Raw genomic sequence first — 12122 nt, forward strand, 5'->3', positions numbered from 1 at the left:
CCCCCTCAGTCACCTTCGGTGACAGCTCCCCCGTCAAGGGGGAGCTATATTTTGTGGGGCGCGGCCTCCCGGCCGCGCCCATGCACCACGTCATTCTGTGGGGCGCGACGACCTCGGCGCGCCCCACAGCAAAAGAAATACCGCGCCGAAACGCGGGGCCGGTGAGGACACCGGCCCCTACAAAACCGCCGCAACGTTGGTGCAGGGGCCGATGTCCCCATCGGCCCATACATTCGTCATTCTGAGCGGAGCGAAGAATCCGTCCCCTGTTCTTTTGTACCAGGGTAGGAATACGGATTCTTCGCTCCGCTCAGAATGACGAGGGAAGGGCGGCTCAGAATGACGGGGGTGGGGCACACCTGTGTGTGCGCCCACCCCCGCAGACCTTCCCCCAGGGGAAGGCGTCGGGAACGGTCCCGATTCATGGACTTTTTATACCATCCGGGCAGGGACGGGCGAGGGGACGGCGGGGCCGTGCAACCGGACGGGCCGGGGCGGATATGGGTGAGGAGGGATGCTATTATGGCGAGCAACTATACCACAAATTATGGGCTGTGTCAGTGGCAGCCGGGTGACAAGTTTTTGCGGGAGGAATTTAACCAAGATAACGAAAAGCTGGATGCCGCCTTGAAGGCGGCGGAGGACCGGGCTGCGGCGGACACGCAGAAGGTACAGGCTTCGGCCCAGGCCGCCCAGAGGACGGCGGACCGGGCCCTGAGCGGGCTGGAGGCGGCGGACTACAACCTTTACAATCTGCTGCTGCAAAGCGACTATGAGGGCAAATACACCGGATATAAAAAGGCGCTGCTATACGATGGGTTTATAGATCGTGGCGGGGTGAGCGCCACCGGCGGTGGGCTGTTCCTGAGCGGAAGGGGCCCCACGCTGTGCCGGACGGGCCAGAGCTCCATCCAGCTTGGCTATGGCTCCACCACCAACCAGAGCAGCGCGTCCACGGCCAACCAGACCATTGCGGGCGCGGGGCGGCTGACGTCCTTCACTGTGGCCATCCGCAACAACCAGAACGAACAGCGTTCGGCCAGTCTCAAATGGACGGTGACGGTGAACAACAAGGTGGTCTCCAGCGGCACCCACAGCACCAGCCGGGCGGCGGCCTATGCCACCCTGACGGAGACCATCTCGCCCCCCGGCGGCGTCCTGCTGGGGCCGGGTGACGTCCTGTCTGTGGGGATCAATGCCAGCGCGTCCGGCTGGCAGTACAAACTGGCCACCGAGGGAACCGGCCTGGGCGGCGTGCTCAACATCACGCCGCTGTCCGGCGTCTCCGGGACCCTGACCACGGTGAGCCGGCCCCTGCCCGCCTGCGGCGGTCTGGCGGCCTGGGTGCGGCACACGGCGGGGCGGGTGACCCTCTCAGCCGGAGGGCAGACCATGACCGCCGGGGAGACCAGGGAGACGGCGGACGTGCAGGGCACGCCCTGTCGGGAGACCACCTTTCGGCTGCCCGGCGGGCGGGCGGCGGGGTCGCTGGCCTTTCAGCTGGGTCTGGCCCTGGACAACGGCGACGACAGCGCCTTGATTCTGGATTACGGCGCGGTGCTATTGCCCTGAGCGGGAAGGGACATGTCTTTTGTTGTGGGGCCCGACGACCCCGGCGGGTCCTTGGCTTCCCCTGGGGGGAAGCTGTCGAGCGAAGCGAGACTGATGAGGGGAAGGCTTTGGGTGCAGAACAACAAAGTGGTTTGGCGCGCCGGGGTCGTCGCGCCCCACAGAATGACGTGGTGCATGGGCACGTCTGGGAAGCCGCGCCCCACAACAGAGGTAGTGCGTATAGGGCTTCTGATTTGGCTCCCTCTCAGAGGGAGCTGTCAGCGAAGCTGACTGAGGGAGTGGCCGGATCGCAAACCACGCCACCGGGCCGATGGGGACATCGGCCCCTACGTCCGTCATTTGGAGCCGCCTTCCTCGTCATTCTGAGCCGCAGGCGAAGAATCCGCACACCCACATAGAAATTGTGGAAAGAGAGCGCCCCGGACAATGTCCGGGGCGCTCTCCTTATTGCTATGGTCTTGTACTGCTAAACAGAGTGATCTTACTTCGTCACATAGGTGTACTCGGTATCAGCAGTGGGGGTGTGCTTTGCAGTCACAGCGTCGGTATTGGTGGAAGGCTCGTTAATAGCGGTGCCATTGGCCTTCACCACATTGTCAACAACGCCAGTAGCCACAGAAATGGTGACCTCAGTCTTCTCGGCGACATACATGTTATCGACATCGGTAGAACCAACCTTCACGTCGTCCACACCGGTGCCCTTGGTCACCTTGTAGGCAACGACCAGATCCACGTCGGCGGCGCTGATGGCACTGACAGGCACGGTGAACTTGCTGCCAGCGGCAGTGTAAGCAGGAGCGGAGGCGGTACCGCTGTCAGCTCTCTTGATGGCGTTGGCGGTAGCAGTGGGAGCCTCAAAGACGAAGTTGGTCTCCTCGCTGTCGGAGTAGCCGATCACAGTACCGTTGAAGGTCAGGCGGTACACAGGAGTCAGGGCCAGGGTGTAGGTGATACCGTCCACCTCGATTTTGTTGCCAGCGAAGTCGGGCTTAACAGTCTCAGCCTTCATGGCAGCCTTGACGGCGGCCACGATCTCGGCGGTGGTGTAGGAGCCGTAGTACTTCACGGTGACGGTGCCCATGCTCTCAGAAGCGTTGACCTTGTAGTCGCCGGCGCTGGGAGGAGTCACAGGAGTCTCATCCTTGTCATAGGCGTAGAAGGTGACGAAGGAGTAGATGATCTCGTCGTCATCGTTGATGACCAGGACCACGTCGTCGCCCTTGGACACGGTGACGTCAGCCTTGGCAGTCTTGCCGGTGCGGGCGTAGAAGCCCAGGGTGCTGTCGGTCAGGGTGTAGCTCTTGCCGCCCACGCGGACGTAGTCCTTGCCCTCGGAGTAGCTGACGGCGTTGACGACACCCTTGACCACATGATTATTAATCACGGCCAGGTTGGTGCTGTCAGCATGGCGCAGGACATAGGTGTTGTCATCGTTCTTGGAGTAGGTGTAGAGACCGTCGTTGGTGGCAGTGCCGCCGGCGGGATAGTCAATGTAGTGGCCGTAGACATCGGGCGTGCTGGAGTTGCTGTCGTCGTCGTACCAGCCCTCCTTGATGAGGGAATTGCCGGAGCCGTCGCCCTTCTTGGCGTCGGTGATGACGATGGTCTCGATCTTGCCGTCGATGATGGCGGAGACCTCATAGCCGTCGGAGGTCTCGACCAGCTTGCGGTTGTAGATGTAGACGAAGTTGTCGGTGAAGTCGTTGGAGGGGTTCACACCGTTGAGGAAGACCACCAGGGCCTCGCCGCGGCTGTTGGCCTGGACGGCCACAGTGACGGAGGCATCATCCAGGGCGTCAGCGGCGTTGCCGCCGGCCATGGAGTCATTGATGGAGGGAGCGGACTTGCCCTCGAAGCGGGCCACGGAGCCGTTGGGCTTCATGTAGAGGAAGACGGTGTTGCTGGTGACGGTGAAGTTGCCGGTGTCCACGTCGATGGTGGACTTGCCCTTCACGTACTCAATGGTGTTGGTGTCAGCCTTACCGTGCACGTCCAGCTTCTCGGTCAGCTTCATGGAGCCGGACTCGGTCTTGGTGTAGCTGTAAATCTTGTAAAGGTCGGTGCTGTCGAAGCCAACGCCGGAGCCGGAAACGGAAGTGCTGGTGCAGTTGGTGACTTTGTCGCCGTCGATGGTGGCAACCTTGTAGGTGTCCACGGTGCCGTCGGCCAGCAGCAGCTTGGCGCGGGCGGTGTCGCCCAGGGTGCCAGCGTTGCCCTTGGTCTGGTTCTCATAGCCCAGGAGGACGGCGTAGCTCAGGTTGTTCTCGTCGGCGTTGCCCACGGCAAACACGTAGCCGAAGATGTCCTTGTACCACACAGCGGAGGCATCCAGAGCGGTGCCGGAGGTCAGGTGGGTATCCAGGTCCATCAGCTCGGAGTTCATGACGCCCTGGATGCCGGACCAGTCGATGGTCTCGCCGTCCAGCTTCACGGTCTTCTTGGAGGTGGAGAAGGCGTCCAGAACGGCCTCCTGGGTCTCGGGCTTCTGAACATAGATGTTGCCGCCGAACTCGGTGTAGAGCACGAAGTCGTCGCGGGCCACGTCCTCGTAGCCGATGACCTCCTCGGGCTCATAGTCCTCGTCGTACACGGAGCCGCCGATGCGGAAGCCGTCCTCGGTGTACTTGTTGACGGTGCCGTAGCGGTACTGCTCGGCCAGGGCGTAGTCGACGTCCTTGTCGTTGTCGTTGTCGATGAGGGTGATGCCCACGCCGGTGGTGCCGCACAGAGCGTTGAACTCAGCGCGGGTCATGGCGACGACGGTCTTGTCGGCCTTCACGGTGCCGCCGAAGTTGCAGTAGTACTCGGTGGCGTCGTTGACGGTCAGCTTGTTGTCGTCCAGCAGGTCGTTGAGACCGGTGCCGTCGTTGGAGGTGACGATCTTGTTGTCAGCGGTGGGGATGGGAGCGCCGATGACCACAGCGTCGGTGACGATCTGACGGTCGTCCTTGTACTTGATGTAGGCATTGACGGTCTGGCCCAGCAGAGCCTTGTCAGTGTCCACGGCGTAGATGCCGCTGGTGCCGGAGGGGGAGTCCTTGGTCACGGCCAGGTAGGTCTCACCGGCGTCCTCGGCGGAGCGGTAGTTGTTGTTCAGGGTGGCCACGTCGTTGGAGGTCACAACGGCCTCCACCTTCACGGCGCCGAACTTGTCCTCCAGGACGGTGACGCGCTTGCCGGCGGAGTTGGTCTCCACCAGCTCGGGATAGGTGGCGATGGAGTTGCCGTCGGTGCCCAGGGTGTACTTGTAGGTGACGACCAGGGCGTCCAGATCGTTGTAGACCATCTGAGCGGCGGCGTCACGGGTCAGACCCTCGGAGGGGTTGATCTCCAGACCGTCGTACAGGCCGATCATGTTGGCGCGCACGTTGGTGGTGACCTCCCAGTTGGCGCCCACATAGCCCTCGATCTTGGCGTTGTAGCCAGTGGCGACCAGGAGCATCTTGGCGGCCTCAGAGCCGGTCACGGTGACGTTGGGGTTGAAGTTGCCCGCGCCGTCGCCGGCCACGATGCCCAGCTGGGTGCAGTACTCGATGTAGGGAGCAGCCCAGTGGCCCACGGTGTCAGCGTAGGTGTAGGTCACCACGTTGCCCAGGTTGGGATCCTTGCCGCCGTTGAGGACGGTGCAGATCAGCTTGGCCATCTCGGCACGGGTGATGATGCCGGTGGGGTCGTAAGAGCCGTCGTCCTTGCCGGCGATGACGCCCAGCTCCACCAGGACAGAGACGGCCTCCTTGTTGACGATCTCTTCCTTGTCGGAGAAGTCGTCATAGCTCGCAGCGCCGGCGCCAATGACCATCATGGACAGGACCATGACGGAGGCCAGAGCCAGGCTGAGAGCCCGCTTGAGGTTTCTCATTTTGGAATTCCTCCTTCTAAAAATTGGGGTTTTCGGGGAGAAACGCCAACTTTCCGGAACTTTTTGCCCGTCTATTGGCGTATAACGCCCCTTACAAATCAAAAAACGTGGGATATTTTCCACATTCTGTGTAAAATATCCCACGTTTCAGCACAAAAAGTTCCCTTGGTAGCATCTTGGTAGCATCGCTTTTTTCCCCATTTCTCAACCCCTTGCGCCCCAAGGGTTTGAGGCCGCTTTTTGGTAGCATTTTGGTAGCATGGACGCAAAAAGGCCCCCGGGCGCAGAGCGCCCGGGGGCCAGAGAGAGGGGGATCAGCCCACCACGACCAGACGGACCTTGCCGCCCTGGTCAGGGGCCTTGTCATAGTAAATGGTGGCGTTTTCGGAGAAGGCGCGGGCCAGGTTGAGGGCCTTCACATAGTCCTCGTCGGCCTTGCCGTCGCCCACCGAGAACCACTCCTTGGTGGTCTCGTTGTAGCACATCACCCGCTCGGAGATGGGGAGGATCATGCTGTTGGTGGTGACCGTCATGGCGTCCACATCGAAGGCGGATGCCTTGACGTCGGCGGAGAGAAGCTCCACATAGCCGCCCAGAGTGACCTTCCCGTCCATCCGGGTGGGACCGACCACGATACCGCCGGCCCTGCCGTTGCGCAGATGCTCCCCGTTGTTTATCAGCAGCTTGCTGTCGTCGTCAGGCTTGAGGGCATTGGTCACGGTCACATAATCCATGCGCTGGGTGGTGGTGCCATCCTCGCTGGTCTGCCCGCCCTCGGTGTTCACCTTAAAGAAGCCGTAGTCGTACCGGTCTCCGGTGACGTCGTTAAAGACCACGATATCGGCGTTGCCGGCGTAGTCCTTGTGGACATATGCGATGAGGTCGGCGGGGACGGTGGCCCGGGTGATGTCCTCCAGCTCGATCTCGGTGAGGGCGCTGCGGCCCGCCTGCTCGTAGAGCTTCACATTGTCGGAGAGCTTCACCGTATTCATCCGGCGGTCGGCCACGTTCAGGGGGGCGTCGGAGCCCTTGCCGGTGAGCTTGGAAAGGCTCAGGCGGCCCTTGGAGGCGGAGGAGACGGTGACCAGCTGGCCCAACATCTCGTCGGCCCGGCTGCCGGTGTAGGAGGTCTGTCCCGAGAGCTCCAGGGGTTTGCCGCTTCCGTCCTTGAGGTTGATGGAGGTGACGGTTGTGTTGCCGTTTTCATCAATGCTCTTAACGGTGCCCACAGCGGTGGACTTGGCCACGGAGGGCTCCACCGCACCGGCCACCTGACCGTTGTGGGACAGGAGCAGCGTGACGGTATCGCCGATCTTGAAGGTGTTCAGGTCGCTGGCCGCGCTGGGGAGGACCTGGAACTCATGGCCCAGCACCGTAACGGTGGCCGGAGTCTCCCGGTTGGGATAGACGTTCTCATAGACGCCGGTGATCCGGGCGTCGGAGACATACATCACATTGCTGGCCGCATCAAAGGTGGTCACGTCGTACTGGCGGATGTCGGAGCCCTTGGCCAGCGTGCCGTTTTTATAGACGGCGTAGCTCAGGTCATCGGAATAGTTGGGCTTGTTCTTCACCACTGTGGTGGCATTGTCAGTCTTGGAGGAACTGCGCAGGAAGATGTACGCCAGCTCGCCGGCGGCGGAGTACTGGACCACCGCCTGGGTGCCGGCGGCCAGACCGGAGAGGTAGAGGTCCTCGTACTTGGTCTCCTCGCCGTCCTTCCACACCACGGTGTCCTTGGGTTTCTCAATGGAGAGGCTGGAGCCGCCGGTGAGCTTCATGCTGTCGTAGGCCAGGCTCTGAATGGTGACCACCTGCTGGGTCCCGCTGGTAGAGACCTGGATGTCCACCACCTTCTCATCCTTGTCCAGAACCAGCTTGGCCTGCCGGCCCGTCAGGTCCTGGTCGAAGGGGGCGTGGTCGGTCTTGTAGACCTTGGACTGCTCCACCTTCACGCCGGCGGAGCCGTCGGGCGCGGTGGCCGCCACGTCAAAGAGGATGGTCTCGTCGGTGATGGTGCAGCCCATGGTGGTGAGGTACTCCTTGCCGTCCTTGCCCTCGGCAAAGAGGAGCTGCTCCATCATCCGGGCGGCCTGGCCACGGGTGATGGTGTCGCCGGCGGTGAGGTTCAGGCCGGCGGTGAACTCCAGCTCCTTGGCCTTGGCAAGATAGCCATCCGGCCAGATCATGCCCACGTCGCTGTCGCCGTAGCCCAGGATGCGGACCAGGATGGTGACGGCCTCGCCATAGGTGATGGGCCGGTCAGGGTTGAAGTTGCCGTAGGCGTCGCCCCGGATGATGCCGGGCGTGGCGACGGCCTCGTCGCCGGAGCCGGTGGTGCTCCCCTGGGTGGCTACGGCGATGTAGCCCCGGGCCCAGTGGGTGCTGGGCACGTCCTGGAAGACGGTGCGGTTCATTTGGGCGGCCACCTTGTCGCCGTTGCCCATGAGCTCCACGGCCAGCTTGCAGAACTCAGCCCGGTTGAGGGCCCGGTCCGGGGAGAAGGCGGCGCCGCCAGTGCCGCTGACGACGCCCAGCAGGCGCAGGGTCTCGGCGGCCCGGGCGGTCTCAGCGTCGTAGATGTCGGTAAAGGCGGTGGTGGTGGCGGCGGAGGACGGGAGCACCAGCATGCCCGCGATGGCCGCGCCTGCCAGCAGCAGCGCCAGGGGTCGTTTCATTCTCATAGCTTTTCTCTCCTTGCAGTTGGGTTGTCCGGCTCAGTCCGCCCGGAGGGCTTCCACCGGCTGGAGGCCGCTGGCCTTCACGGCGGGGTAGAGGCCGAAGATGATGCCCAGGGCCACCGAGATAAGGAAGGCCCCCACGGTGATGCCCGCGCTGGGAAGCAATATGATATCGAAGTTCATCTTGCCCACGATGAGGGTGCCCAGGTAGCCCACCAGGATGCCGAAGATGCCGCCGATGCCGCAGATCATGGCGGCCTCGATGAGGAACTGGACGATGATGCTCTTGCGCTCGGCGCCGATGGCCTTGCGGATGCCGATCTCCCGGGTGCGCTCGGTGACGGTGACGAGCATGATGTTCATGATGCCGATGCCGCCCACCAGCAGGGAGATGGCGGCGATGCCGCCCAGGAATCGCTGCTGGAGCTTGTCGGCCTCCGCCTGTTCATTCTGGTAGCTGGTGGGGTTGTCGATCCAGAAGGAACCGTTGTCGTTGCTGATGAAGCCGGCCAGGAAGCCGTTGACCAGGGTGGAGACCTCCTTGAGGGACTGGGAATCCTTGGCCTTGATGATGTACTGCTCGATGGGCTGGTTGTGGTTGAAAAGGCGGGTCATGGTGGCGGGCAGGAGGATCATGTAGTCCTGGCGGTTGATGGTCTCCTGGATCCACTGTCCGTCCTCGGTGCCACCCACGTTGACGCCGGCGCTCTTGCTCTTATAGACGCCGATGACCAGGAAGGGGGTGCCGTCCAGGGTGATGGTCTTGCCCACGGGGTCGGCAAAGCCGAAGAGCTCGTCGGCCACGGCGGAGCCCAGGACGCAGACCTGGTTATCCTTTTCGATGTCCAGGTAGGAGAGGTCCCGGCCCTTTGCGATCTTGTAGTCGTTGCACAGGCCGTACTTGTCGTTGCCCAGGATGATGCTGGGGTACTGGCCGGCGGTGGACATCATGCCGCCGCCCATGCTCTGCCACTGGCGGGAGATGGTCTTGGACTCGAACTTGATGATGGGGTCGTCATAGACGTTCCCCATGGGGGAGACGCCCAGCACCAGGTCGTCCAGCTGGAGGCAGTAGTCGTAGAGGGCCCCGGCCACATCCACGTCCCCCCGGTAGGAGTAGGCGGAGACGTTGAGGGTGTTGGTGCCCATGCTCTCGTAGTAGGCCCGCATGGCCATGTTCTGGCCCTGGGCGTAGGACACCAGGATGATGACGGCGGCCAGACCGATGATGACGCCCAGCATGGTGAGGGCGGAGCGGGCCTTGTTGGACGAGATGGACTTGGCGGCCATTTTGAAAGCCTGGGAGAAATTCAAAGTCCGACCTCCTCTCTGGTGCCGTCGGCGATGATGTGTCCGTCGGAGAGGCGGACGATGCGCTCGGCGGTGGCGGCGATGCCGTTGTCGTGGGTGATGAGGATGATGGTGGAGCCCTCCTCGTGGAGGCTGTGGAGGATCTCCAGCACCTGGCGTCCGGTTTTGGAGTCCAGGGCGCCGGTGGGCTCGTCGGCCATGATGATGGGGGGGCGGGCGGCGATGGCCCGGGCGATGGCCACCCGCTGCTGCTGACCGCCGGACATTTCGGCGGGCTTGTGGTCGGCCCGTTCGGCCATGTCCACCCGCTCCAGGGCGGCCATGGCCCGTTCGGCCCGCTGACCCATACCCACGCCCTGGTAGATGAGGGGGAGCTCCACGTTTTCCCGGGCGTTGAGGGCGGGGATGAGGTTGTAGCCCTGGAAGATGAAGCCGATCTGCTTGTTGCGGATGTGGGCGAGCTGCCGGTCGGTGAGGTCGGTGACGTCGGTGCCGTCCAGGTGGTAATCCCCATAGGTGGGGATGTCCAGGCAGCCCAGGATGTTCATGAGGGTGGATTTGCCGGAGCCGGACTGGCCGATGATGGCCACGAACTCCCCCCGGTCGATCTGGAGGGTGACGCCGTCCAGGGCGCGGACCTCGCTCTCCTGGCCCTCGTGATAGATTTTGTAGAGGTTTTTAATGTCGATCAGCATGTCGGTCACCTTAACCCCAGCTGCTGCCCTGGTCCACGTAGTAGTTGACGAAGACCATCTCGCCGCCCTGGAGGCCCTCCTTGATCTCCACATTATAATTATCGGAGAGACCGGTGGTGACGGGCACGGGGTAGTAGCCGTCGGCGGGGGTGGGGTACTGGGGCGTCTGGCCGGGCTCGGTCTCGGGGATGTCCAGCTCCACGGTGTTTTCGGGCTGCTCGTCGGCCTGGATGAAGACGACGGAGAAGGTGTTGCCCTCGGCGTCGGAGACGTACTTGACGGCCTGCATGGGGACGACGACGCACTCGTCGGACTGGCTGGCCACGAAGGAGTAATCCAGCCACATACCGGCCAGCAGGGTGCCGGCGGAGTTGTCCACGTCCAGGGTGACGGGGTAGCTGGTCATGCCGTTGGAGGAGTTTTCGCCGATGCTCATGTCGATGCTGCTGACGGTGCCGACGAAGACGTTGCCGTTGTAGTCGGTGAGGTCCACCGTCATGCCGGGCTGGACGAAGGAGATGTTGCGGTCGTCTACGGTGATCTCCACCACCATGTTGGTGTTGTTGGAGATGGTGATGACGGTGTCGCCGCTCTTGACCTCGGCGCCGGGGGTGAGGGTGCAGGAGGTGACGGTGCCGTCGATGGGGGCGGTGGCGTTGAAGTTGGCCAGGGCCTTCTGGGCCTCGGCCAGCTTTTCAGTGGCCTCGTCGATCTCCTTCTGCTTGGCCCGCATGTCGGAGTCGATGGTGTCGGAGCCCAGGGTGAGCAGGGGGTCCCCGGCATTCACGTTGGCGTAGCGCAGGAGGTTCTGGGCGAGGACGGGGCCCTGGGACTCGGTGACGATCTTGCGGACCTCGTAGTACTCAGTCTTGCTGTTTTCGTAGGGGTAGATGGGGGAGCCGTCGGCGGCGGTGAGCTTGGCGGAGGCGGTCATACCCTCGGTGAGGGTGTTGGGGTTGTCGAAGACCACGATGACCTCAAAGTAGACGGAGCCCTCGGGGGAGATGTAGCTGACCTTGTTGATGGTCTCCACGGTGCCGGGGAAGGTGGCCATGACGGCGGGGATGGAGACCTCCACGGCCTGACCCACGGCGATGTCGTGCTCGTAGGCGTAGCTGAAGTAGAGGGAGAGCTTGAGCTTTTTGTCGTTGGCGAGGGTGCAGACGGCGGCCCCCTCGCTCACCTTTTCGTCGGGCTGGAACTCGCTGACCTCCACCAGCTTGCCGGCGAAGGGGGCGCGGACGGTGAGGTTGTTGGCCTTTTCCACCAGGTCGTCCATGTCCTTCTGGAGGTTGGTGACCCGCTCCTGGGCGGTGGTGACCTCGTCCTCGGCGGCCTGGCTGCGGATGGTGTAGAGGGGCTGGCCGGCGGTGACGATGTCGCCGGCGGCCACGAAGACCTCCTGGACGGTGCCGCCCTGGGTGAGGGAGATGGCGGCGGACTCCTTGGCCTTGGCGTTGCCGGAGCCGGAGACGGTGCTCTGGATGGAGGAGATCTCCGCAGGCTGGGCCTGGATCTGGCTCTCGGCGGTCTTCTGTTCGGTGAGGAAGCGGTAGAGGAAGAAGCCGCCCACGCCGGCGGCGGCCAGGATGATAACGGCGGCGATGGTGGTGCGGATGCGTTTTTTCTGTTTCTGGAGCTGTTCCTTGGACTGCTTGGGGGTCTGGGGGGGCGCGGGGGTCTGGGTCTGCTGGGTGATTTCAGCCATAGTGTCTTCCCTCCTGATTTACTGTCCCCTCCATTGTATCACGGGACGGGGCGGGCGTAATTACAAACAGGTGACAATTTCTTAAGGTTTTCTGAACGGCCCTCCTCTGGTCGGGAGGGCGGCTATCATATATGACGATGGAGAGGGCCGAAAAGTTACACCCCCGAAGGAAAACTTTTTCATGTTCTCCCCTTAGCAATTTATAATGTGCGTTCCCCTGGGGGAAGGTGGCTGGCGGAAGGCCAGACGGATGAGGGGAAACGCTGGACTCAGGATGACCTTCCCCCTCCCAGGGG

General features: G+C 62.8%; 6 protein-coding genes. 1 reads left to right on the top strand and 5 read right to left on the bottom strand.

Annotated elements, in window-relative coordinates:
* The first annotated feature begins 522 nt into the window (after nt 1-522).
* A complete protein-coding gene (locus Q0Y09_RS09015) occupies nt 523-1572 on the top strand; it encodes a hypothetical protein (RefSeq protein WP_297720625.1) in 1050 nt (349 codons plus the stop codon).
* Nucleotides 1573-2053: 481 nt separating this feature from the next.
* Here Q0Y09_RS09015 and Q0Y09_RS09020 read toward each other — a convergent pair whose 3' ends face one another.
* The 5 genes from Q0Y09_RS09020 to Q0Y09_RS09040 all read right to left on the bottom strand — a co-directional run bounded on the left by Q0Y09_RS09020 (nt 2054) and on the right by Q0Y09_RS09040 (nt 11826).
* Nucleotides 2054-5431 carry an S-layer homology domain-containing protein gene (locus tag Q0Y09_RS09020; RefSeq protein WP_297720626.1) on the bottom strand — a complete coding sequence of 1126 codons (3378 nt, stop codon included), beginning with the start codon at nt 5429-5431 and terminating at the stop codon, nt 2054-2056.
* Between the two features lie 314 nt (nt 5432-5745).
* Nucleotides 5746-8115 carry an S-layer homology domain-containing protein gene (locus tag Q0Y09_RS09025; RefSeq protein ID WP_297720627.1) on the bottom strand — a complete coding sequence of 790 codons (2370 nt, stop codon included), beginning with the start codon at nt 8113-8115 and terminating at the stop codon, nt 5746-5748.
* Between the two features lie 33 nt (nt 8116-8148).
* Nucleotides 8149-9426: an ABC transporter permease gene (locus Q0Y09_RS09030; RefSeq protein ID WP_297720628.1), complete on the bottom strand. Its 1278-nt coding sequence runs from the start codon at nt 9424-9426 to the stop codon at nt 8149-8151.
* Nucleotides 9423-10118: an ABC transporter ATP-binding protein gene (locus tag Q0Y09_RS09035; RefSeq protein ID WP_297720629.1), complete on the bottom strand. Its 696-nt coding sequence runs from the start codon at nt 10116-10118 to the stop codon at nt 9423-9425. Before Q0Y09_RS09035 ends, Q0Y09_RS09030 begins: the two co-directional genes overlap by 4 nt.
* 10 nt (nt 10119-10128) lie before the next feature.
* Entirely contained in the window at nt 10129-11826 is a 1698-nt protein-coding gene (locus Q0Y09_RS09040) for an HlyD family efflux transporter periplasmic adaptor subunit (RefSeq protein WP_297720630.1), read from the bottom strand.
* Between the last annotated feature and the right edge of the window lie 296 nt (nt 11827-12122).

The sequence above is a fragment of the Intestinimonas sp. genome (assembly GCF_026169115.1).
Lineage (GTDB): Bacteria > Bacillota > Clostridia > Oscillospirales > Oscillospiraceae > Intestinimonas.

What these genes read in the sequence shown, in the direction of transcription:
- Q0Y09_RS09015 (WP_297720625.1), top strand. Translation starts at nt 523, where the DNA reads ATGGCGAGCAACTATACCACAAATTATGGGCTGTGTCAGTGGCAGCCG.
- Q0Y09_RS09020 (WP_297720626.1), bottom strand. Translation starts at nt 5,431, where the DNA reads ATGAGAAACCTCAAGCGGGCTCTCAGCCTGGCTCTGGCCTCCGTCATG.
- Q0Y09_RS09025 (WP_297720627.1), bottom strand. Translation starts at nt 8,115, where the DNA reads ATGAGAATGAAACGACCCCTGGCGCTGCTGCTGGCAGGCGCGGCCATC.
- Q0Y09_RS09035 (WP_297720629.1), bottom strand. Translation starts at nt 10,118, where the DNA reads ATGCTGATCGACATTAAAAACCTCTACAAAATCTATCACGAGGGCCAG.
- Q0Y09_RS09040 (WP_297720630.1), bottom strand. Translation starts at nt 11,826, where the DNA reads ATGGCTGAAATCACCCAGCAGACCCAGACCCCCGCGCCCCCCCAGACC.